The 22,068-nt window shown below is 71.4% G+C and carries 17 protein-coding genes; 6 read left to right on the top strand and 11 right to left on the bottom strand.

The features are described 5' to 3' along the window. Positions 1–79: 79 nt before the first annotated feature. From ACIHFE_RS31920 to ACIHFE_RS31910, 3 genes are all read right to left on the bottom strand, one after another. A complete protein-coding gene (locus tag ACIHFE_RS31920) occupies positions 80–391 on the bottom strand; it encodes a hypothetical protein (RefSeq protein WP_400112191.1) in 312 nt (103 codons plus the stop codon). Positions 392–488: 97 nt separating this feature from the next. Next, a complete protein-coding gene (locus ACIHFE_RS31915; RefSeq protein WP_400112189.1) occupies positions 489–938 on the bottom strand; it encodes a nuclear transport factor 2 family protein in 450 nt (149 codons plus the stop codon). Positions 939–955: 17 nt separating this feature from the next. Continuing rightward, on the bottom strand, positions 956–1,411 hold the full coding sequence (locus ACIHFE_RS31910) for an ATP-binding protein (protein WP_400112187.1): 456 nt from the start codon (positions 1,409–1,411) through the stop codon (positions 956–958). Positions 1,412–1,672: 261 nt separating this feature from the next. On the opposite strand from ACIHFE_RS31910, the gene ACIHFE_RS31905 reads away from it, so the two are divergent. Further along, on the top strand, positions 1,673–2,524 hold the full coding sequence (locus ACIHFE_RS31905; protein WP_400112185.1) for a helix-turn-helix domain-containing protein: 852 nt from the start codon (positions 1,673–1,675) through the stop codon (positions 2,522–2,524). A gap of 2 nt (positions 2,525–2,526) precedes the next feature. After that, positions 2,527–2,721, top strand: a complete 195-nt coding sequence (locus tag ACIHFE_RS31900) for a DUF397 domain-containing protein (RefSeq protein ID WP_400112284.1) — start codon at positions 2,527–2,529, stop codon at positions 2,719–2,721. A gap of 124 nt (positions 2,722–2,845) precedes the next feature. On the opposite strand, the gene ACIHFE_RS31895 is transcribed toward ACIHFE_RS31900, so the two are convergent. The 5 genes from ACIHFE_RS31895 to ACIHFE_RS31875 all read right to left on the bottom strand — a co-directional run bounded on the left by ACIHFE_RS31895 (position 2,846) and on the right by ACIHFE_RS31875 (position 9,408). After that, positions 2,846–4,174: a YDG/SRA domain-containing protein gene (locus ACIHFE_RS31895; RefSeq protein ID WP_400112183.1), complete on the bottom strand. Its 1,329-nt coding sequence runs from the start codon at positions 4,172–4,174 to the stop codon at positions 2,846–2,848. Positions 4,175–4,277: 103 nt separating this feature from the next. Beyond that, positions 4,278–5,669, bottom strand: a complete 1,392-nt coding sequence (locus ACIHFE_RS31890; protein WP_400112182.1) for a PrsW family intramembrane metalloprotease — start codon at positions 5,667–5,669, stop codon at positions 4,278–4,280. A 110-nt stretch (positions 5,670–5,779) separates the two neighbouring features. After that, positions 5,780–6,499, bottom strand: coding sequence for a tRNA (guanosine(46)-N7)-methyltransferase TrmB (gene trmB / locus ACIHFE_RS31885; protein WP_400112282.1), 720 nt, complete (start codon positions 6,497–6,499; stop codon positions 5,780–5,782). 128 nt (positions 6,500–6,627) lie between these two features. Beyond that, entirely contained in the window at positions 6,628–7,836 is a 1,209-nt protein-coding gene (lhgO, locus tag ACIHFE_RS31880) for an L-2-hydroxyglutarate oxidase (protein ID WP_400112180.1), read from the bottom strand. Positions 7,837–7,956: 120 nt separating this feature from the next. Next, the gene (locus ACIHFE_RS31875; protein WP_400112178.1) at positions 7,957–9,408 is read right to left on the bottom strand and encodes an MFS transporter; all 1,452 of its coding nucleotides are present in this window, start codon (positions 9,406–9,408) and stop codon (positions 7,957–7,959) included. 784 nt (positions 9,409–10,192) lie between these two features. Between ACIHFE_RS31875 and ACIHFE_RS31870 the strand changes: the two genes are divergently transcribed. Next, positions 10,193–12,346 (top strand): asparagine synthase-related protein, encoded by a 2,154-nt coding sequence (locus ACIHFE_RS31870; protein ID WP_400112176.1) that lies wholly within the window; start codon positions 10,193–10,195, stop codon positions 12,344–12,346. 280 nt (positions 12,347–12,626) lie between these two features. Here the strand turns inward: ACIHFE_RS31870 and ACIHFE_RS31865 are convergent, their stop codons facing one another. Both ACIHFE_RS31865 and ACIHFE_RS31860 read right to left on the bottom strand, forming a co-directional pair. Further along, a complete protein-coding gene (locus tag ACIHFE_RS31865; RefSeq protein ID WP_400112174.1) occupies positions 12,627–14,981 on the bottom strand; it encodes a sigma-70 family RNA polymerase sigma factor in 2,355 nt (784 codons plus the stop codon). A 279-nt stretch (positions 14,982–15,260) separates the two neighbouring features. Further along, entirely contained in the window at positions 15,261–16,022 is a 762-nt protein-coding gene (locus ACIHFE_RS31860) for a TetR/AcrR family transcriptional regulator (protein WP_400112173.1), read from the bottom strand. 439 nt (positions 16,023–16,461) lie between these two features. On the opposite strand from ACIHFE_RS31860, the gene ACIHFE_RS31855 reads away from it, so the two are divergent. Together ACIHFE_RS31855 and ACIHFE_RS31850 are read left to right on the top strand one after the other, a co-directional pair. Continuing rightward, positions 16,462–17,757 (top strand): NAD(P)/FAD-dependent oxidoreductase, encoded by a 1,296-nt coding sequence (locus ACIHFE_RS31855; RefSeq protein WP_400112280.1) that lies wholly within the window; start codon positions 16,462–16,464, stop codon positions 17,755–17,757. Positions 17,758–18,023: 266 nt separating this feature from the next. Then, positions 18,024–19,727, top strand: coding sequence for a SpoIIE family protein phosphatase (locus ACIHFE_RS31850; protein ID WP_400112171.1), 1,704 nt, complete (start codon positions 18,024–18,026; stop codon positions 19,725–19,727). A gap of 81 nt (positions 19,728–19,808) precedes the next feature. On the opposite strand, the gene ACIHFE_RS31845 is transcribed toward ACIHFE_RS31850, so the two are convergent. Further along, on the bottom strand, positions 19,809–21,104 hold the full coding sequence (locus ACIHFE_RS31845; RefSeq protein WP_400112169.1) for an MFS transporter: 1,296 nt from the start codon (positions 21,102–21,104) through the stop codon (positions 19,809–19,811). A gap of 143 nt (positions 21,105–21,247) precedes the next feature. Here ACIHFE_RS31845 and ACIHFE_RS31840 point away from each other — a divergent pair, with 143 nt between their 5' ends. Then, the gene (locus ACIHFE_RS31840) at positions 21,248–21,796 is read left to right on the top strand and encodes a MarR family winged helix-turn-helix transcriptional regulator (protein WP_400112167.1); all 549 of its coding nucleotides are present in this window, start codon (positions 21,248–21,250) and stop codon (positions 21,794–21,796) included. Positions 21,797–22,068: the final 272 nt, after the last annotated feature.

Genomic DNA, 22,068 nt, shown 5'->3' with positions numbered 1-22,068 from the left:
TACGGGTCGTCGGTGGCCGCCCGCGCCCCTTACGGGCCGCCCCGAGGGGCGCCGAAGGCCAAGGGTCATCAGGCGAACCCTAGGCGGCCCGGCGCTCCACCGCCCAGGACGCCAGCGCCACCGTCCCCGCCACCGCGAACACCGACGGCCAGGCCCCCACCTTCTTCGCCAGCGGATGCGACCCCGCGAACGCCGCCACATACAGCCCGGTCAACGCCGCCGCCGTCCCGGCGCCCGCCTTCGCCGTCCACTGCCGCGCGGCCACCGCCCCGGCGGCCGCCAGCGCCACCCCGCCCAACGGCCGCTTCCCGGTCCACCGGGCCACCCCATACCCGCCGACCAGCCCACCTGCGGCCGTTACCGCCGCCGGAACCTTCGCCAGTGCCGTCATCGCGCCAACCTCCGCATCAGAAACCGATCAATCCCTCCCGAGGCTAACCCCGCCCCTCAGGCACCACCCCGCGACCCCGAGGCAGATCGCTGCGCCCTCAACTCAGCGGAACGGGCAGCGGCGGCGTCCCCTGCGTCCACCCAATCTCCAACACCATCCGTCGCAACCGCCAGCCCTCTCCCGTACGCACCATCTCGCCCTCGACGTACCCCCCGGAGAAGAACAGCCGGTCGCCCTCCCCCTCCCGCAACTTGTGCGTACTCAACTGATTCCACCGCACCTCGGCCCGGTCGCCGTCCAGCTCGACGATGACATTCGACCCGAAGTGCACGGTCCGTTCGAAGGGCGCCATGCCCTGCCGCGTAGAGGTGAGTTGGGCGCCCACGCCCCGGTACTCACCGATGGGGGTCCTGCTGTACGCATCCTCGGTGAAGTAGGCATGCGCCCAACGGTCGTCTCCGTCATACGACTTCTCGTCGAGCGAGCGGAGGTAGTCGTTGATCAGCCGCTCGATGTCCAGGCGGTCGGAAATCTTCTGGAGGTCCATGCCCACAGCGTCCTGCCTCAACTTTGGTTGAGGTCAAGCCCCTCCCCGTAGCGCAGCACAAACCACAAGCTCTTGCCGACAACCTCCAGCCCGTCCCAGACCAGGCTCAGCCCGGACGCGTCGGCCAGGCTCTGCAACAGCGCCAGCCCGCGCCCGCTCTCGTCGTCATCACCGGCGATGCGCAGGTAGGGGTGCCGGGTGGGGTTGTCGTCGCGTACGGCGATCAATACGTGATCGCAGTGATCGTCCACCTGTACGGACAGGCCGGCCACGCCCGCGTGCTGAACGACGTTGGTGACCACGTCCGATACGCAGACGCGCGCGTCGTCCACCAGCGCCGCGTGGTCGGTGGCGATCAGCACGGCAGTGACGAACTCGCGGGCGACGCGGACGGTGGAGGGGATGGCGGGTGCGAGCAACTGGTAGGGCCAGGTGTGCGCTTGGGTGGTGGCGGGCAAGGTGGCTGCGCTCATCGGACGGTCTCCAAATGCGCTGTTGGGGTGCCGCGCATACTGCCGCCGTCCGTGGCCTGGCCAGCTGCCGCGATGATCAACTCATCGTCAGCTGGCTGCACTTCGGGTCTTCCCGACGGGTGCGGCGCGGTGGTTGATGGGACCGTAGGGCACAACTCTGTTCCGGTACAACTCTGTGCCACTAATGGGTGACGCTCGGTGGACTGTGGCGCGGCTTGCGCGGGACACTCCTCCAGCGACACGAAACGGAGGGCCACGGTCATGCCGCCAAGGATCAGCCCAACTGCACGACAGGTGCGACTCGGCGCCGAACTAAGGAAGTTACGCGAGGCTTGTGGGATGTCCACCCGTGAGGCGGGAGGCTTCCTTGGTGGCGGGTCAGCGCAGATCAGCCATATCGAGGCCGGACGGTGGGGTGTCAGCACTGAACGGGTGCGCAGCCTTGCTGCTCATTACAAAGCCAGCAACGAGTCCTTGGTTGATGAACTGTGCAAGATGGCCGAGGAGCGCGGTCGCGGGTGGTGGGCTGCCTACCGAGGCATTCTCACACCGGGCTTCCTTGACGTGTCAGAGCTTGAACACCACGCACAAGGGCTCCGCTTGTTCCAAATCACCCATGTGCCAGGCATTTTCCAGACCGAGGACTATGCGCGGGTGGTGTTCAGCGGATCGGTTGCGGGCCTCCTGCTAAGTGACCTCGATGCCCGCGTCGAGCATCGCATCAGGCGCCGAGCCGTCTACGACAAGGAATCACCGCCGCCAACCACCGTGGTGGTGCATGAGGCCGCCCTCCGTATGCGATATGGCAGCCGCAAGGTCCAGCGCGTACAACTTGAGTTTCTGGCCGAGGTGGCGGAGTGGTCGGCGGTGACGCTACGGATCATTCCCTTCGACAGGGACGACATGTTGGGGCGAGCCCAGTCGATGCTGTATGCCGAGGGGCCGCTACCTGAACTGGACACGGTTCAGCTCGATGGCTCCTTTGGTGGTCAATTCGTGGACGCGAAGGCGCTCTTGGCGATGTACCGCAAGATGTTCGACACCTTGGCGAGCATGGCTCTCAGTGTTGGTGATTCGCATAGGTTCCTTGACCAGGTGGTGCGAGAAACGTGATTATGGGCAGATCCATAAGCTGGCAGAAGTCTTCCCACTCAGGTGGAGGGGAGGACAATAGCTGCATCGAAGTTGGCGGTGAGGCTGGGGATTTGGCCATACGGGAGAGCGCCGACCCAAAAATAGTGATCAAGATAAGCAGCAGGCAGTTTCTGGCACTCGCTCTGCGTATAAAACGGCGAAACGGGTTCTCTTAACCGATGCCCACAGTGGTGGAGGCCCGCGACGCCCTCAGCGCAGCCAGGATTCCGTTATAAGCGAGACCCAGGTGGCCAACAGTACAGCTGGTGCAGCTCTGGGTCTTGCCGGTGGGATGGACTTCTAGCGTTCGTGGGTCTCTCGGTGGTAGCGGAAGTAGTCTTCGTCTATGGCGTGTTCAGGAAGGCGGCGAAGCGTGTAGCCGTGCTGCGTTGAGCCATGCTCTATGACTTTTCCGTCACCATCGATGGTGATCATTCCGAGATCGAATTCCACATGGTGGTTGGGACACAGGCAGAGCAGGTTCTCGGTCTTGTCCGGACCGTTGTGGGGTCGGCCCAGACCGCGGATGTGCGCCGCTTCTGAGTAAGCCCCAGTGGGGGTCTCGATGCGGATGCCGCAGATCTGGCAGGTGTGGTCGTGCAGCCTCTTCACCTTGTTGGCTGCGGCCGTGCTGCGGACGATGCGCTGAACAACGGTTTCCTTGCGGCCGGGATTTTCGGTTCCAGGATCAGTGGCGGAACCGCTACGGCTGCGGTCAGTAACTGCTGGAATGCTGGTCGCCGCGTTCGCATCGGTGCCCAGCTTGCGCAGCCGGTACCTGTAGACGCGGAACCCTGATGCCCCGCGCTGGTTCCAAGCATCCTCGACTCGGAACAGTCCGTCATACCGATAGCCGTGGGATGGAGAGTATGGAGAGTCGCCCCCGGCGCCTCGGATGACGCGGACCGGGCGTCCCGTCGTCAGACTGTTGATGAGTGCGGCATTGCCTTTGGTGAGGTCCTGGTCATGGATCTGCTTCTTTGCGTTTTGGTCTTGCCCGCCTTGGCCGGTGTAGATGATTTCGTCACCTTTGTCGGCGTCATCCTCATAACCGCCTGAAACGACGATGGACTTCGCTTCTTCGTCGGCTTTACCCCAAATCCCAGCTTGAAGTTGGCGGTGCACATTGGCTGCGTACAGCGCTCGACGGTTGCCAAAGTGCATCCCGGGCGAGACGTACGGCGGGTGCTCGAAGCCGTCGTATTCCTGCTGCATCAGCTGGGCAGGGACCAAGACCTCCTCCCAGGGCTTCGCCGGGAAGTAAGTCTCCAGTGTCGTCTTCACGGCCTGATTGCAGGCGTGTTGATCTCTGGCAAGGAGGTCGTGCAGGTCGGCCTCAAGGCCGCCAAGTGGGGAGGCCGAGTCGGACTCGCGCAGTTCCCAGAGGGGTGACTGGGGCAGGTCACCGAACGGATGGTGAGTCGTGTGCGCGTACTCAGGGAATGCGCTGTGCACCTCGTTTTCGGCGTCTTGCCATGTGATGAGACGTTCTCGACCAGCAGCCGCTCGCGCAATGGCCCGCAACACCAGGGCGGCTTGGTACTGCCCGGCGCTCGTTGTGGTCTCGCCTACGGACAGCGTTTCCAAGCTGTGCAGCAGGCGGGTCAGGAGCTGCTCGACATCAGGCATGTTGCTTCCTCGCGGTCGTAACTGGTTGGCCGAGTTGCTGAACAGTGCATGAGCCTGAACTCCGGGCAGGCCGCCGCAAGTTCCCACGGCGGCACACCCCTCTTTACCGCTGCCGCCCCGCCCAAGGCGCCCCCGCCCCCGGCGGCGCCCACCCAGGTTGAGCGCCCGGGCCGTAGGGGGTTGCCCCCGGCGGCATGCCATACGGCATAGGCGCCGCCCGCCCCGCAAACGCCCGCGGCACCGAAGCCGATGCCTGGGCCAAAGCCGGCTGGGCCACCTGCTTGCGCTGCCACAAGTGGTGAAGCAACTCGCGCTCGCGCGCTTCGAAGTCGGGGGAGATGACGCCGCGGTACGCGCGCTGCCGCAGGAAGGCCAGCGAGGTGGCGAAAGAGATGTACTCGGCGACGGTGCGGGCCGCGGCGGGGCCGCCGGTGCGTTTGGCGGTGTCGCGGGCGAGGGCGCGGGCGCGCATGGAGGAGAGGGCGACCGGCTCCGGTGGGGTGAGCCAGCCGGCGGCCTGGTACTCGGGCAAGTGGGCGCGGATGGTGCGCAGTTCGGTCTGCCGGGAGTAGATGGTCAGCCAGGTCAGGGTGCCGAAGACGGGGACCATGAAGAGGGCGTAGACGGCCAGGAAGCCCAGGCCGCCCAGGGAGGCGGAGCCGTTCCAGACGCCGTGCAGGACCATGGCGGTCAGCAGGCCGGCGAAGGGGACCAGGGCACGCAGCAGGCGGCGGGCCGGTGGGAGGGAGGCGGCTATGCCGAAGCCCAGGCCCGTCATGGAGGTGAAGAGGGGGTGGGCGAAGGGGGACATCAGCACGCGGACGACAAAGGTGCCGGCGGTGGTGGAGAAGCCGGAGGCACCGAAGGAGCGGTCCGAGGCGTAGGCGTTGCCCAGGTAGAGGATGTTCTCGGTGAAGGCGAAGCCGGTGGCGGTGATGCCGGCGACCACCACGCCGTCGATGATCCCGTTGAAGTCGCGGCGGCGGTAGAGGTAGAGCAGCAGGATGGCGGCGGCCTTGGCGCTCTCCTCCACGACGGGGGCGACAAAGGTGGCGCCCCAGGTGTTGATGTCCCCGCGGTGGGCCACATCGATGGTGTTGAGCAGCCACTTGGTGGCGTAGCCGTTGGCGAGCAGGGCGACCAGGGTGGCCGCGCAGGCGCCCCAGGCGAAGGCGAAGACCAGGTTGCGCCAGGGCTTGGGTTCCACCCGGTCCATCCAGCGGAAGGCGGCTATCAGGAGGGGGACGGGGAGGATGGCCAGGCCGAGTCCCACCAGGAAGCCCTGGGTGCCGGTCTGTTCGCGGACCAGGGCCAGGATGAGCAGGCCGCAGAGGGCCAGGAGCAGGATGAGCGTGCCCGCGCGGACCGCCTTGTTGTCCCACAGGGCGCGGCGTGGCTTGTAGTGCCAGCGGTCGGGGGCCGGGAAGCCGCCGGGCGGCGCGGGCACGGGCGCGGATATCGGCTGCTGGCTGGGCGGTTGCGGGGACTCATGCACCCGATGACCCTAAGGCAGGGGGGTGCGGAGCAGGGGGCGGTTTTGCGCCCGGCCGCCGCCGGCAGCGGCAGCAGCCGACAGCAGTCGGCGGCGGTGACCGGCGGCAGTGGTCAGGCGCGGCGGAACAGCAGGTCGCGGACGAGGTGCCCCTTGTCCAGGCCTTGGCCCTCGAAGCGGGTGAGCGGACGGAAGTCCGGGCGCGGGGCGAAGCCGCCGTCGGGCTGGGTGTTCTCGAAGCGCGGGTGGGCGCTGAGCACCTCCAGCATCTGCTCGGCGTACGGCTCCCAGTCGGTGGCGCAGTGCAGCACCGCACCGGGGGCGAGCCGGGTGGCGGCCAGGTCCAGGAACTCCGGCTGGATCAGCCGGCGCTTGTGGTGCCGCTTCTTGGGCCAGGGGTCCGGGAAGTAGACGCGCAGTCCGGCAAGGGTGTCGGGGGCGAGCATCTCGCGGAGCAGGATGATCGCGTCGCCATTGGCCACCCGGACGTTGGAGAGGCCCTTGCGCTCGGCGAGGGCGAGCAGGTTGCCCTGGCCGGGGGTGTGGACATCGCAGGCCAGGATGCCGGTGGCCGGGTCGGCGGCGGCCATCTCGGCGGTGGCCTCGCCCATGCCGAAGCCGATCTCCAGGACGACGGGCATGGCCGGGTCGCCGAAGAGCTCGCCCAGGTCCAGGCGGTGCAGGCCGTCGATGTCCAGGCCCCAGGTGGGCCACAGGCGGCGCAGTGCCTCGCCCTGGCCGGTGGTCACCCGGCTGCGGCGCGGCTGGAAGGAACGGATGCGGCGCTCATGGTGCGAGCCGGCCGGGTCCGGGGCCGGGCCGTCGGGGAACATCGGCTCCCGCCGGGCGCGGGCCGGGGCGGTCGGGGCGGTGGGGGCATGGTTCTCGGGCACAGTTCTTCCATAGTACGGGCGGGGGAGGACGAGGCCCGATCCGTACATGACAGGGGCGGCCCGGACGGTCAGCGCAGCTCGGCCAGGATCCGGCGGGCCACCTCCCGCCCGATGGGCAGCGAGGCGGTGGCCGCCGGCGAGGGTGCGTTGAGGACATGCACCATCCGCGGGGAGCGGGCGAAGTGGAAGTCGTCGGCCAGCGTCCCGTCCGGCAGCACCGCCTGGGCCCGCACCCCGGACGGGGCGGGTATCAGGTCCTCCGGAGTGACCTCGGGCAGCAGCCGGCGGACGGCCTCGGTGAAGGCCCGCTTGGAGAGCGAGCGGTGGATCTCGCCCGCGCCATAGCGCCAGTGCCGACGGGCCAGCTGCCAGGTGCCCGGGTAACCCAGGGTGGTGGCGAGATCGGCGGGGCGTATGGTGCGCCGGCGGTAGCCCTCCCGGGCCAGGGCGGGCACCGCGTTGGGGCCGATGTGCACCTGCCCGTCGACGCCCCGGGTGAGATGGACGCCCAGGAAGGGGAAGGCCGGATCGGGGACGGGATAGACCAGGCCGCGCACCAGGTGCGTACGGCCCGGGGCCAACTCGTAGAACTCGCCGCGGAAGGGGATGATCCGGATGCCCGGGTCCACGCCCGCCAGCCGGGCCACCCGGTCACTGTGCAGCCCGGCGCAGTTGACCAGCGCCCGGGCGCGCAGCACCGAGCCCTCGGCGGTGCGCACCGCGACCGTCTCGCCGCGCCGGCCGATGCGGCGCACCTCGGCCCCGTACCGCACCGAGGCCCCCGCGTCCTCGGCCAGCTCGGCCAGCCGGGCAGCCACCTTGGCGAAGTCGGCGATGCCGGTGGTGCCGACATGGATGGCGGCCAGGCCGCGCACCCGCGGCTCGAACTCGGCTATCTGTGCCCGCCCCAACTCCCTTACCGGGATGCCGTTCTGCCGGCCGCGCTGGACCAGGGCGTGCAGCCGGGGCAGCTCGGCGGGCTCGGTGGCGACGATCAGCTTGCCGGTGACCTCGTGCCGAAGGCCGTGCTCGGCACAGAACTTGACCATCTCCGCGGCCCCCCGCACCGCGAACCGGGCCTTGTAGGAACCGGGCTGGTAGTAGATCCCGCTGTGGATCACCCCGCTGTTGCGCCCGCTCTGATGGCGGGCCGGCCCCCGCTCCTTCTCCAGCACCACCACGCTGGTGCCCGGCGCGGCACGCGTGATCGCATAGGCCGTCGACAGGCCCACGATCCCGCCGCCGATCACCAGCACATCGCAGTCGTACGCCACCATGCCGCCCACCTCCCCGCGCTCCCCGCACCATGGCTCCTAGGCTCCTATCATGACGTGCGCCACTGACAGCGGCCCGAAACCTGGTCGGACCAGGGGAAACAACAGAGCCCGGGGCGGGGCCTACGCGGTGGAGGCCATCAATAACGGCCGGGCCCGCTCGCGCAGCTCCACCACCCGGGGTTCATTGCCATAGGGCTCCAGGCGGTGCAGCAGGTCCCGTACGTACTCCGTGGTACGGGCCGAGGAGATGCGCCCGGCCACTTCCACCGCCCGTACGCCGGCCGCGCAGGCCGCGTCCAGGTTGCCGGATTCCAGCTCGGCCACCGCCGAGACCACCAGCCGCAGGCCGTGCGAGCGCACGAATTCCTCGGTCGGACGGGCCAGCGCCTGCTCGGTGAAGCGCTGCACCTGCCGGGGCATGCCCAGGTCGCGGTAGCACTCGGCGGCGTCCGCGGCGAACCGCTCCTGGGTGTAGAAGTCCAGCCAGGACGGGTCCGGATCGCCCGCCCGGGCCCGCTCCAGCCAGCCCTCGGCGGCCTTGAGCGCGGCCCCGCAGGCGCTCTGGTCACCGGCCTTGGCCTGGGCCCGGGCCTCCACCAGCCGGAAGAAGCTCATGGCGCGGGCGGTGGCCAGCCCCCGGTTGCGCTCCAGGGCGGCCTGGGCGAGGTCCACCCCGTCGTCGGCGCAGCCCCGGTAGGTGGCCTGCAGGCTCATCGAGGCCAGCACATACCCGCCCAGCGGTACGTCCGCGGCCGCCCGGGCCAGCCGCAGCGCCTGGATGTAGTAGCGCTGGGCGGCCTCCTGCTGGCCGGTGTCAAAGGCCATCCACCCGGCCAGCCGGGTGAGTTCGGCGGTGGCGCCGAACAGGGCGCGCCCCACCTCGTCGCTGTACGCACCCAGCAGCAGCGGCGCGGCGTCCACCCGCAGGCATTCGGGGACCATGGACGAACGCCAGTCGCCGCCCCCGTACTTGGAGTCCCAGCGGCGGGCGTCCTCGGCCGCCTCGCGCAGTTTGGCCACATCGCTGTGCCCCACCCGCTGCGGCGCCCCGCAGTCCAGCACCGTGCCCGACTCCCGCTCCCGGGCGGCCTGTTGGGGCTCACGGGCCACCGAGGAGTCGGCGGGCGTTATCAGCCAGCGCGAGGCGGGAGTGGAGTAGGCACTGACGGAGAAGGAACCGGCCAGGCTCTGCCAGATGCCACCGCCCCCGCGCCGCCCGGCGGAATCCAGCCGGTAGAGCTCGGTGGCCGAGCGCACCGCCTGTCCGACATCGCGCGGGAAGGCCAGCCCCACCTCGGGCGCCGGATCGGCGTCGGCCAGCCCGATCTCGTGCAGCGGCACCGGCCGGCCCAGCTTCCCGGCTATCGCTGCGGCGATCAGATGCGGCGCCGCGCCCTGCGGGACCATGCCCTTGGAAACCCAGCGCGCCACCGAGGTCTTGTCATAGCGAAGGGTCAATCCGCGCTGCGCACCGAGGTCGTTGACCCGGCGCGCCAGTCCGGCGTTGCTGATTCCCGCGAGAGCGAGGACCGTGCCCAGCTTCTCGTTCGGCCCGCGTGGCTCCCTGGACATGCGCACCCCTCGACTACGGCGACGCCCGCCCCGGCATAAGCGCGGGGCATCCGTAAACCCAGCGTAGTTCCCCACATCCCGACCGTTAAGGGGCGTTGTCCCGGATGGCGAGATTGCGGTCCGCATCTGCGTGCACCGAGGGGCACGTGCTCCGGTTGTGTGTGCGCGTGCGCCCGCCGTGCGCTCTGTCCCCGCCCTCGCGGTGGCGCTTCCATGGTGGTGCGTGGGTTGGCCCGCTGCCTGGATCCAGTGGGCTGGGGGAGCCGTCGCCTCATTCCCCGCGGGCGGCGGTACGGCCCGGGGGGTGCCGTGCGGTGCCTCCCGGGCTGCGCAGTGGCCCCACCGCCGCGCGAACGCCCCGTCCGCCCGGGGGAGTTCGCCCGGTGGCGGCCAGTGGCGGCCCGGTGAGGCCCGTGGCGGCCCGTGGAGGCTTGCGGTGGCCCACGACGGAGGCCGGTGGTGGCCGGTGATGGCCGACGGCGGTCGATGGTGGCCGGTGGCGCGCCCATGACGCGGCCCGCCGCCCGGCAGTCCCGACGCACACATGGCCGGATCCTTTCGCCGCGACGCGGCCATGGACCCATACGGAATGGTCACATCCGGCGGCGCTCATGGCAGCATGGAGCGCTGTGCGGGGACCCGGCGAAACGGCACTTCTCCCCGGTCCAGGGGAAGTTGGGCGCAAGGCGGCGGCCAGTCCGTCGCCCGCGCCCCGCCGCGACGTTCGTCCCACTGTGCATGATGGCTGCTGATTGCTGGTTGTCCACAGCCTGTGGAGGCGACGATGCGCTGGTTGGTGGGGTGGAGCCGCGCCGGGACCGCGCACCGTGCCGAGCCGGAGGCCACCGGCCCCACCGTCCAGCCGGTGGGCGCCCAACTCCTGTGGGGCGACCCGGATCCGCTGTGGGCGGTGGGCGACTGGCGGCCCGACGAGGTACGCCTGGTCTGGGCCGACCAGCCGGGCCGCGCCGGAGCCACCACGGTCACCCGCATCGCGGTGCTGGGCCGTTGCGGCGCCACCGACGACCAGCTGCGCACCGGACTGCTGGCGGCGCGCGGCGGGGCGCTGCGCCATCTGACGGCCTGGCCTGGCAGTTACACCGCTGTCGCCCAGATCGGCCGGCGCATCACCATCGCCGGGGACCTGGCCGGCGCCCGACCGGTCTTTCACGCGGCCTGGGCCGGCGGCACCGCCTATGCCACCGCCGCGCTGCCGCTGGCCGACCTGGTCGAGGCCCAGCTGGACATAGGGCATCTGGCGGCACTGCTGGCCTGCCCGGATTCCCCCGAGGCGCTGGGCGATGGCACCCCTTACGTGGGCGTACGGCGGGTTCCGCCGGGGCACGCGCTGGTGGTGCGCGACGGAGCCCGGGACATCTCCGGGTACGAACCCCTTGCCTCGCTCGCCGTGGCCGCACCCCAACTCGACCCGGAACAAGCCGTGGAGGGTGTCCGGGATGCCCTGGTGGAGGCGGTACGCACCCGGCTCGCCGCCCCCCGCCACCTCTCGGCGCACGGCTCCGGAGTGCTGGATCCCGGCCCGGTGCCCGGCATGGGCCCGGCCTTCCGGCGCGCCGCCCGCGGCGGCCCGGCACCCGGCCTGGGCGCCGACCTCTCCGGTGGCAGCGCCTCGGGCACCCTGGCCCTGCTGGCCGCCGGACTGCCGGGGATACCGGGCACCCCCTACGGGCACGGTGCGGGCGAGCGCCTGCTGGCGGTCACCTTCAACGACCTGGCCGGCAACGACCCGGCCACCGACAGCGGACGGGCCGGCGCCCTGGAACTGGAACGCGCCCGTGCCCTGGCCGCCGGTCCCCGGATGCGGCACCTGGTGGTGGCAGCCGGCGAAGAGGCCCTGCCCTACGCCGACTTGGAGACCGGACCGCTGACCGATGAACCCGCGCCCTCGCTGGCCGTCGCCGAACGGCACCGCCGGCGCCTGGTGACGGGCAGCGCCGACCACTTCACCGGGCATGGTGCCCGGCAGGTGCTGGACGCCCATCCGGCCCGGCTGGCCGACCTGTTGCTGGACCGCAGACGACGGCATCTGCTGCGCCCGGTGTCCGCCCTGGCACGGGCCGACGGACCAGCGGGCCGCCCCTTCTTCGTCCCCTTCACCGTCTACCGGGCAGCCCGGCGGCTGGCCCGTACCTCGTACCGGGAGGGCCTGGAGGCCGCCGCCGCACGGCTGTTGGCGCCCGGCTTCGCGGACCGGGAGCAGGGGGCCGGGCTGCCCGGCGCGGTGGATGCCTCACTGGCGGCGCTGACCTGGTGCCGCCCGGGACCGGCCGCGCGCTGGCTCACCGGGGAGGCGCTGGCCGAGGTGTCGGCCCGGCTGCAGGCGGCGGCGGTACGGCCCAACGGCCTGCCGCAGCGGCCCGGGGAGCAGCGGGCGGCGGCCGCACTGGCCCGCCAGGGCGCCGATCTGCGGATCCTTGAACAGGCGGCCGAGGTGCGCGGGCAGCGGCTGCATGCCCCCTTTCTGGACAACCAGGTGGTACGGGCCTGCCGGGCACTCCCCGAGGCGCTTCGGGTACAACCCGGGGCGCGTGCCTCGGTGTTGCGCGCCGTACTGGCCGGTTCGGGCATCCGCGATCTGCCGCCCGGCTGGGGAGCCACCTCGCACGCCTCCCACCAGGCGGCCCTGCGGGCCGGGCTGCGGGCCTTCGCCGACCCGCTGGCCGGCCTGTTCCAGACGCCGCTGCTGGCCGACGCGGGACTGATCGAGGCCCAGGTGGTGCGAAGCGCACTGCACGCGGCCGCCGAGGGCGCGCCGCTGCCGCTGGACGGCCTGGCCGAACTGATCGCCATGGAGACCTGGCTGCGCCGCCTGCTGGCCCGGCGCGGCACCTGCTGGACGGGCGTCACCCCCCACCAGCGCGCGGTCGCGGGCGGGGTATCGGGCCGGGCCGGGTTGCGGGGGGTTTCCGGGGGGTGAGGGGCGCCCCGTGAGGGGCGCGCGGAACTGCGTGACCAGCCACGGCCGGCCCGCACCTGAAACGCAACCGGGGCGTGGGGGGCGGCATTGGCCGCCTCACGAGAAGCACTCGCACTTGGCCGGCCATCGGTTGGAGGCCGCGGGGCCGGCCCGGCGGGGCGGTTGCCGGGTGGGCGGACCGGTGAGGCCCGTCGGACCGGCGGCCGGCGGGCCACGAACAGCAGCGGGCCGGCCGCGCGGCCCTGGGCGGGACGGGGCCGCACGGCGGTCAGCAAATCCGTCAGCAACTGATGCGCGCCCGCGCCCAGTCGACCAGTGCCACCCCCTCGAACGGCTCCTTGGGCTCCGCGACCAGCCGCAGCTTCCGGTGCCCGTGCAGCGACACATGCACCGGCAGTGCCGGATGCCCGGCCCGCACCAGACCCGAACTCCACAGCCGGATGCCGTCCCCGTAGACCACGAACCGCACCGCGCCGTCGCCCAGCGACTCCTCGTCGACGCCCACCAAGGCGTCGAAGGAGGCGCATGGGCGGTGCAGGTCGATGCTCACCTCGGATGAGCCGGTGGCGGTCACCCCGTGCCGGTAGGAGGCCTGCCGGGTCTGGAACTGGTGGCTGGGCCAGGCGGAATAGCCCTCCTCCAGGCCGGTCTCGGGCTCCTCGACCTCGCCGATGCCCTCCAGCTCCAGCTGGGTGAGCTGGTAGACGGACGGCCGGTGCGGGGGCCGGACGGGCCGTGGGGCCGGCTTGGCCGGATGGGCCGGCTTGGCGGCCGGCGGCCTGGTGGGTGCCGCCGGCTTGGGCCGGTGCGGGTGGACGGCCGGCGCCACGGGGGGCGCGGCGTGATGGCTGGGCGGCGGGGTGGGCGCGGGCCTGGGCGCGGCGGCCCGCTGCCGGGGCGCGTCGGGTGGTGGTGCGGCGGACCGCTCCGGGGCCGGGGGCGCGGTGGGCTCCGGCGGGGGAGCGGGGGCCGGTGGTGCGGAGGGTTCCGGTGTGGGGGTGGGTGTTGGCACGGCCGGTGCCACCGAGCTATTGGCCTGCACCTTCCTCGGTGGTGATGCCGAGGGGTCGCCGGTCAGCGCGTAGGCGATCACCGCTCCTGCGGCGAGCATCGCCCCGGCGGCGATGCCGACCTTGGCGGGCACACTGATGCCCTCACCTGCGGCGGCACTCCCCGTACCGGAGCCGGCTGAACTGCCCGCTCCGGCGCCGGCGGTGCCGGAGGCCGCCCCCGTGCCGGACCCGGCGGCCGTGGCGGAGCCCGCCCCGGTGCCCGCTGTGGAGCCGGCGCCCGCCGCGCCCGCCCCGGATCCCGCGGCCGTGGCGGAGCCTGAGACCGCACCCGTACCTGTACCCGCAGCCGTACCCGCAGCCGTGGCCGCCCCGCCCGAGCCGGTACCCGCGCCGGAGGCGGCCGCGGCCCCCGCCGCCCCTCCGGTCACACCGACCGCACTGGCCACCACCTTCACGGACGCCCCGGCGGTAAACCAGCCGATGACCGCCACCGGAAGCAGCGCCCGCAACTGTGCGTTGACATCGGCCAGTTCCAGAGCGGCGGTACGGCACCGCGCACAGCTCTCCAGGTGCTTGCGCATGCCCCGCTCGGCACGCATGCGCAGGCCGCCCCGTGCATAGGCGCCCAGCCGGTCCGCGTACTGCGCGCATCCGCCGCCCGCCACCTGTGCGCTGCTGACATGCGCCTGGAGGTAGGCCTGCTTCAGACCCTCCCGGGCCCGGTGCGCCAGCACCGCCGTGGCGTTGGCGGTCAGGCCGAGCAACGGCGCCACCTGGCCCGGCGACTCGTTCTCCACCGTGGTGTGCCAGAGCACCATCTGCCAGCGCTCGGGCAGGCTGTGGAAGGCCCGCACCGCCAGCGACGCCTCCGCCTGTTGCATGGCCCGGACATCCGCGCCCGGCTCGAAGGCCGCCCCCACCTCGACCGCGGCGGCGGCCTCCGCCGAGGCGGCGAACTCGGCGAAGTCCTCGACCAGTTGCTCCCGCCGGGCGGTGCGGGTCCAGGCCGCCGCCACATGCCGCACCGTGGTCAGCAGATAGGCGCGCACCGCCGTGTCCGGGCCCTTGCCCCGGCGCACCGCCTGCAGGGTGCGGGCGAAGACCTCATTGGTCAGGTCGTCGGCGGTGTGCAGATCGCGGCAGCAGGTACGGGCGTAGCCACGGACCGCCGCCGCGTGTCTGCGGTACAGCTCCGCGTAGGCCGCGTTGGCCGGACCCTGCTCCGGGGAGTCCTGGCCCTCACGGATCCTGGCCACCAACTCAGCGTCGGACGGCGGAGGTTCGGCCTCGGCCGTCCCGTCGTCGGCCGGATCGGCCGTATCCCCGTTCTGATTCACCGGAGAGCTCTCCTCCGCTCCTGAGCTCCCCTCTGCCTGGGGGTTCCCCGCCGCCTTGACGTCCCCACCCGCACGAGCGCTCCCGTCCGTACGGGCGTGCGCTCCCCGCCGCGCCCCCTTCCGTTGCTGCGGCACATTCGCCCCGTCATCGGTACCGTCCTCGCCGGACGCGGCGGGGCCGGGGGCGGCCGGTCCGCCCTGGGCGGGAATGCCCGGCACCTGACGTGCCGGCGCGCGATCCGCCTCCTTGTGCCGCTGCGGTTCGTCCCGCTCGTCAACTCCCATGGCTCAGGCTCCCGTACAACGCCGGACAGACACCCGAATACCGGGCCAGCGTCGCACGGGTGCGCGCGGCAAAAACAGATGCTTGAACGGCAACCACTCATCTGGGTTGAGTTCGCACATCGGAACGCCAGGCAGCGGACCGACGGCAACCCCTTACGGCCGTACCGGAGTTGGCGTCGCATTGACGGAGGTCGCCGAAATTCACCCGATAGGGGCGGCCGCCCCGCACTCAGCTCTCGTCTGCGAGTGCACCCGGCGCGGAGGCGGCCCGGTAACCACCTACCCGACCGGCCGCGAGCGCAGACCCTCCAGCAGGATGTCCAGCAACCGGGAGGACGCCGCCGCCTGTTGGGCGGCATCCGGCAACGACGGCGCGGCGGTGGCTATCACCAGCAGCACATCGGCCACCGTCACATCGGGCCGCAGCTCCCCGGCCGCCCGGGCCCGCTCCACCAGCCGTCCGACGACCTCCAGCAGCGCCGCCGCACCCGAGCCCTCACGCTCCTCGGTGACCACCGGGCGCTGCTCCACCAGCCGCAGCTCGTGCAACTGGCCCCCGGCGTCCCCGGGCTGGCGCTGCTGCGGCACCCGAGGCTGGGACTGCTGCCGGGGCTGGGCGTCCTGCGGACGGCCGTTCTCGGCATCCACTCCGACCCGCAGCACCTGGGGCGGCAGCAGCCGCCCGGCACCCGACGCCACCGAGGTGCGCAGGAACCGGGCAAGCGCCGACCAGGGCTCGTCCTCCTGACCGAGCGCGGTGCGCGCCTGCTCGGTCAGCCGGGCCGTCTCCTCCTCGGCTATCCGCCTGACCAGCACGTCCTTGCTGGGGAACCGTCGGTAGACCGTCCCCACGCCCACCCGGGCCCGACGCGCCACATCCTCCATCGGCGCCCCGTACCCCAGCTCGCCGAAGACCTCGCGAGCCGCTCGCAGTACGTGTTCGAGGTTGCGCTGAGCGTCCACACGCAGTGGCGTGCTGCGACCGCCGCTACCGTCCGACGGCGCGACAGCGGTCGACCAATGAGAGCCCTGAATGTGCATGTGTTCCCCCGGTTATGACGTCTCCCCCCGGAGACTCCCCGCCCTGACTGCCGGGCACGCCCTCTCCGTACCCCGACGAAGTACGAACATAGTTGAGCCCAGGTCAAGAAAGAAGAGGGTTGTTCCGCACCGGCCATCCCCAATCGGAGTACGCGCCCGCGGACTGTTGATCGCGCACCACTTCACCACCCCGGCACACCCTCTCTGACCTGCGTCGGTTTTCCGCGGCAGGACACCGGAACCGGGGACGGATCAGCTCCGCTGCCTGTCATACATTTCGACGGCCCTGTGGACAAACCCCGGTCGGCGTTGCCTCATGGAAGAGAGCCGTGCCGCCGCGGGACACGCGGGACGACGATCCGAAGGGGCACCCTTGGCCAAGGAATCGGCGGAGAAGCAACCGGCGCGCATTCTGATCGTCGGCGGCGGTTATGTGGGGATGTACACCGCGCTGCATCTGCAGCGGAAGCTCAGAGCCGACGAGGCCGAGATCCTGGTGCTCAGCCCCGACCCGTATATGACCTACCAGCCGTTCCTGCCCGAGGCCGCGGCCGGCTCCATCTCACCGCGCCATGTGGTGGTGCCGCTGCGCCGCACCCTGGACAAGTGCCAGGTCCTGGTCGGCGAGGCCATCGGCATCGACCACGCCAAACGGACCGCGACCATCACCACCCTGGCCACCAAGGAACAGGGCACCGGCCCCATCGACATCCACTACGACGAACTGGTGCTCGCCCCCGGCTCCGTCTCCCGCACCCTGCCGGTGCCCGGGCTCGCCGAACACGGCATTGGCTTCAAGACCGTGGAAGAGGCCATCGGCCTGCGCAACCACGTCCTGGAGCAGCTGGACATCGCCTCCTCCACCCGCGACCCGGAGGTCCGGGCCGCCGCCCTGACCTTTGTCTTCGTGGGCGGTGGCTACGCGGGCGTGGAGGCGCTGGCCGAGCTGGAGGACATGGCCCGCTACGCCGCCCGCTATTACCACAACATCGAGCCGGACGACCTGAAGTTCCTCCTGGTCGAGGCCACCGGCCGGATCCTCCCCGAGGTCGGCGAGGAAATGGGCGTCTACACCGTCCGCGAGCTGCGCGGACGCAATATCGACGTACGCCTGGACACCCGGCTGGAGTCCTGTGAGAACCGGGTGGCGGCGCTCAGCGACGGCTCCCGCCACCCCACCCGCACGCTGGTGTGGACCGCGGGCGTCAAACCGCACCCGGTGCTGGCCGCCACCGACCTGCCGCGCAATGAGCGCGGCCGCTTGAGGTGCCGGCCCGACCTGCGCGTCGACGAGGTGGAGCACGCCTGGTCAGCCGGCGACGCCGCCTCCGTACCCGACCTGACCGCCGACCGGGAGGGCGCCGAGTGCGCGCCCAACGCCCAGCACGCCGTGCGCCAGGCGAAGGTGCTGGCCGGCAACGTCCTCGCCACGCTGCACGGCCGGCCGCTGACCGAGTACCGGCACAGATATGTGGGCTCGGTCGCCTCGCTGGGCCTGCACAAGGGCGTGGCACACATCTACGGCCGCAAGTTCAAGGGCTACCCCGCCTGGTTCCTGCACCGCGCCTACCACCTCAGCCGCGTCCCCACCTTCAACCGCAAGGCCCGGGTGCTGGCCGAGTGGACGCTGGCCGGCCTGTTCAAACGTGAGATCGTCTCGCTCGGCTCGCTGGAGAACCCGCGCGCCGAATTCGAACTCGCCGCGGGCACTGGCCGCCATCCGGAGGCCAGTTGACCCACTCGGTGGACCGGCGTCGGAGCGGGGAACTCCCGCAGGAGGTCCCGTCGTCTGACGGATGTCAGTCCGGTCGGCCACACTGGTCGTGTGACCATGGGTGGGTTCGTACTTCCGAAGAGTAACGATCATGAGGGTTTGGACGCGTGCCGCACTTCCCCGGGGCCCGGCCCCCGCACCGCCGACCGTGGCCCCGTACCGGGCGCACGGCCGCGCCACCGCATGTCGCCGAGCTGATCCGGAACGACTCCGCGAGGTAATCCTCAGTGAACTTCACCCGCTGGAGCGCCCGGCTCCCCGGAACACAGCGCCGAGCAGCGGCGCGGGCCGCCGACCGTACGACCGCCGCGGCGGCCCCGGCCGGCGGCGGCTCCGTCCCGGCGGCCCGCGCCGAGACCGCCCCGCAGCCCGGCATCGCCGTCCCCGCCCTCGGCGGGCTCTGTGTGCACGACATCCTGGGCCAGGTCCCGGCCCTGGTCGCGGTGGTCCACGGCGCTGACCACCGCCTCGCCTACGTCAACGACGCCTATGCCGCGCTGTTCGGCCCGCGCACCCTCGGCACGCCCGCCCGGGAGGCCGTGCCCGAGCTGGAGGAGCTCGGGCTGCTGCCGCTGATGGACCAGGTGCTGCGCAGCGGCCGGCCGCGCACGGTCAAGTCGCGCCGGGTCACCACCGCCGAGCCGGCCGTCCGGCACGGTTACTACACCTTCACCTGCTCACCGATCCAGGTCGTGGTGGGCGAGGGCGAGGACGGGCCGCGCCACCAGCCCGGCGTGCTGGTCTTCGCCTCCGACGTCACCGACCAGGTGGAGGCCGCCGAGCGGCTGCGCGCCAGCGAGCGCCGCCAGCGCGAGGCCGCCGTCACCCTGCAGCGCAGCCTGCTGCCCCAGGAGCTGGAACAGCCCGACGACCTCCGGGTCGCCGCCACCTACCAGCCGGGCGGCAAGGACACCGCGGTCGGCGGCGACTGGTACGACGTGATCACCCTGGGCGCCGGGCGCACCGCGCTGGTCATCGGCGATGTGATGGGGCGCGGGGTGCGCGCGGCCGCGGTGATGGGCCAGCTGCGCACGGCGGTACGGGCGTACGCCCGGCTGGACCTGCCACCGCACGAGGTGCTGCAACTGCTGGACGGGCTGGCCGCCGAGATCGACGCCACCCAGATCGCCACCTGTGTCTACGCCGTGCACGACCCCAACGAGGGGCGGCTGGTCTATGCCTCGGCCGGCCATCTGCCGATCCTGGTCCGCGACCCGGACGGCGTCGTCCACCGGGCCGCCGAACCCACCGGGCCGCCGCTGGGCACCGGCGGCTGGCTGCACACCTCGGGCACGGTGCCGCTGGGGCCCGGTTCCAGTGCCGTCCTCTACACCGACGGGCTGGTGGAGCGGCGCAACCAGGACATCGACGAGGGCGTGGCCGCCCTGGAGCGGGCCTTCGCCGGGGCCACCGGCTCGCCCCAGGTGATGTGCGACCGGCTGATCCGCACCCTGGGCATCACCGATGAACACGATGACGATGTCGCCGTCCTGGTCCTCCAGCACCCTGCCCGTACCGGGCATGACGCGGAGCTCTTCCACAATGCCGCGCTGGAATTGCTCGGCGGGGTGGAGGCCGCACCCAGGGCCCGGGCTTTCGCCTCGGGAGTGCTGGCCAGCTGGCGGTTCCCCGCCGACCTGCGCGATCTGGGTGTCCTGGCGGCGAGCGAGCTGGTGGCCAACTCGCTGCAGCATGGCACCCCGCCGATGCGGCTGCGACTACGGCGCACCGACCGGCGGCTGATCATCGAGGTCACCGACGGGGACGACCATCTGCCCCGGCGGCGCCGCGCCGAACCGGCGGACGAGGCCGGGCGGGGCATCTCGATCATTGCCACCATCGCCTCATCCTGGGGTTCGCGGCGTACCCCGGGCGGGGGCAAGGCGGTCTGGTGCGAATTCGCCCTCCCGGCCACGGCGTCGCACCTCTGACCCACGGCCGGGGCGATGCCCTTGGATACGAGAGGTGCCTCCGGTTGGCTGCCGGGGCACCTCCGTTCCCTTTCTGGGCGCCTAGGCGGCCACCAGATCGCGGTCGTCGCGGTCGGCGGGAACCCTTCGCTGGACGACCGTGTGCCGCAACGGGTTCTCCTGCGCGGGGGTGAGCCGGCGGCCCAGCCGTAGCGCCAGCACGGTGATGCCCAGCGAGCAGACGACCAGCAGCACGATGTACGCCGTGTACATCCCGGCGCCGGCCATCATCCCGCCCGCCGCCGGGCCCGCCGCCAGTGCCAGCTGCTTGACCAGGGCGAATGCCGAGTTGTACTGACCGACCAGCCGGGGCGGTGCCAGGTCGGCCACCAGCGGAGCCATGGTCGGCGACAGCATCGACTCGCCGAGGCCGAACAGCGCATAGGTGGAGATCAGCAGGGTGGTTGCCAAGGTGTGCGCCCCCGGTATCAGCCCGGAGACTCCGGCGGCCAGCCAGGCCACCGTCCATATCAGCCCGACCACCGCGATCACCCGGCTGCGGCGACGCCGTTCCACCAGCTTGAGCATGAGGAACTGGGCCAGCACGATGGCCGCGGTGTTGGCTGCCAGAGCCATGCCCAAGGTGGCGGGCGAGATCCGGGTGACCTCCACCGCGAAGGCGGCCAGGCCCGATTCGAACTGGCCGTAGCAGGCGAAGAACATGACAAAGCCCAGCACCAGCAGCTGCACCATGGCCCGGTCGGCCACCAGCGCCCGCCAGCCGCCCTTGGCGGACTCGTCGGTGGGTATCGCATCCTCCACCTTGGGCACCCGGGGCAGCCGGACGGTGGCCACGGTGGCGCCCAGGACCAGGAACATCACGGCTTCGATGGCGAACAGCCGGACAAAGCTGCCCGCGTTGGAGGTGTCCACCAGCTGCCCGCCGAGCAGACCGCCGACGCCCAGCCCCAGGTTGTTGAGGAAGAACTGCATGGCGAAGGCCCGCGAGCGGGTGGCCGTGGTGGAGCACCAGACGATCATGGTGGCCAGCGAGGGCTGGATGACCGCTATACCGGCACCCAGCGCGGCGGCGGCCGCCACCACCAGCTCCTGGCTGTCGGCCAGGCCCAGCCCCATCGATCCGACAGCGGCGGAGACCGTACCCGCGACGGCGACAGGCAGCGGACCCCGTCGGTCGATGACCCGACCGATGAACGGCAGCACAAGAAGCGCCGCCATGGCAAAGGTCGCGAGCACAATGCCGGCCGTACTCGCCCCGAGACCCCGCACCTGCGACACATAGACGAACAGGAACGGGACGGTGAAGCCGTTGCCGAACGCGCTCAACGCGTTGCCCAGCTGGATCCGGCGCAGTGCTGCGCCCATCGCGGTGGTCACACTCACCTTCCTAGGTCAGGAGAGAGCCTGGACAGGCGCGGGAGCGCAACAGTCCAGGCTCAAAGACTTCAACTCTAAACTTCGAAGCTAAAGAGTACACATCAAAGGGCTTTAGCGTCAACGGGCATGCCATACTGCGGCCCATGGCTGACACCCCGGGCTCCGCCGAGCCGAGCCTCGAAGAGCAGATCGCCGCGTACCAGCGCGAGTTCCAGGACCTCGACCCACAGGTCGAGAAGGTCGTCTCGGCCCTCAGCCGCCTCAACCGGCGCATGAACGTCGCCTACGGCAGGCAGACCTCGGAGCTGGGCATGAGCAATGCCGAGTGGGAGGTCCTCAAGGCACTCGTCCTGGCCGGCGACCCCTACCGCATGGGCCCCGGCGACCTCGCCAAGCGGCTCGGCCTCACCCCCGCCGCCATGACCCATCGCATTGACCGGATGGTCGCCGAGGGCCTGGTCACCCGCGAACGGGACGAGAGCAACCGGGTCCGGGTGATCGTCGGACTCACCGAGGGCGGCCGCCACAAGTGGATGGACGCGATGCGCATGGCCACCGTCTTCGAGGAGGAGCTCCTTCAGGACCTATCCGCCGAGGACCGAGGCAAGCTCGGCGAGCTGCTGACCCGCCTGCTGCGCCGGGTGGAGACCACCCAGCCGGACGCCGGCGGACGCCTGAGTGACCTTGACTGAACCGGGGTTGACACCGGTTCCGCCGATCCGTAATGTTCTCCGAGCTGCCACGGAGCCCCCAGGGTTCTAAGGCGGCATCTCTCGCCGCAACCGGCGGCAATCTCTACTGCACGGCCCTTGAACGGGATGGATTTCGGCGTGCCCGAATTCCGGAACGGACTCCGATTAGGAGTCGCGGGGGAAATCCGCTAAAGTAGTGATCACGCCGGGACGCGAAAGCGGAAAGGCGAGAAACCCCGCTCCGACAGGGGGCCGGAAACGAGAAATCGGAT

Source organism: Streptomyces sp. NPDC052396, assembly GCF_044593195.1.
Taxonomy (GTDB): domain Bacteria; phylum Actinomycetota; class Actinomycetes; order Streptomycetales; family Streptomycetaceae; genus Streptomyces.
The sequence above is the reverse complement of the archived record's forward strand: the minus strand, read 5'-3'. Positions and strand labels throughout refer to the sequence as shown.

Bases quoted from the DNA above. Each gene is read 5' to 3' on its own strand.
- ACIHFE_RS31920 (WP_400112191.1), bottom strand. From the start codon at position 391: ATGACGGCACTGGCGAAGGTTCCGGCGGCGGTAACGGCCGCAGGTGGG.
- lhgO (WP_400112180.1), bottom strand. From the start codon at position 7,836: ATGGTGGCGTACGACTGCGATGTGCTGGTGATCGGCGGCGGGATCGTG.
- ACIHFE_RS31915 (WP_400112189.1), bottom strand. From the start codon at position 938: ATGGACCTCCAGAAGATTTCCGACCGCCTGGACATCGAGCGGCTGATC.
- ACIHFE_RS31910 (WP_400112187.1), bottom strand. From the start codon at position 1,411: ATGAGCGCAGCCACCTTGCCCGCCACCACCCAAGCGCACACCTGGCCC.
- ACIHFE_RS31905 (WP_400112185.1), top strand. From the start codon at position 1,673: ATGCCGCCAAGGATCAGCCCAACTGCACGACAGGTGCGACTCGGCGCC.
- ACIHFE_RS31860 (WP_400112173.1), bottom strand. From the start codon at position 16,022: ATGCACATTCAGGGCTCTCATTGGTCGACCGCTGTCGCGCCGTCGGAC.
- trmB (WP_400112282.1), bottom strand. From the start codon at position 6,499: ATGTTCCCCGACGGCCCGGCCCCGGACCCGGCCGGCTCGCACCATGAG.
- ACIHFE_RS31870 (WP_400112176.1), top strand. From the start codon at position 10,193: ATGCGCTGGTTGGTGGGGTGGAGCCGCGCCGGGACCGCGCACCGTGCC.
- ACIHFE_RS31865 (WP_400112174.1), bottom strand. From the start codon at position 14,981: ATGGGAGTTGACGAGCGGGACGAACCGCAGCGGCACAAGGAGGCGGAT.
- ACIHFE_RS31895 (WP_400112183.1), bottom strand. From the start codon at position 4,174: ATGCCTGATGTCGAGCAGCTCCTGACCCGCCTGCTGCACAGCTTGGAA.
- ACIHFE_RS31840 (WP_400112167.1), top strand. From the start codon at position 21,248: ATGGCTGACACCCCGGGCTCCGCCGAGCCGAGCCTCGAAGAGCAGATC.
- ACIHFE_RS31875 (WP_400112178.1), bottom strand. From the start codon at position 9,408: ATGTCCAGGGAGCCACGCGGGCCGAACGAGAAGCTGGGCACGGTCCTC.
- ACIHFE_RS31900 (WP_400112284.1), top strand. From the start codon at position 2,527: ATGGGCAGATCCATAAGCTGGCAGAAGTCTTCCCACTCAGGTGGAGGG.
- ACIHFE_RS31855 (WP_400112280.1), top strand. From the start codon at position 16,462: ATGTACACCGCGCTGCATCTGCAGCGGAAGCTCAGAGCCGACGAGGCC.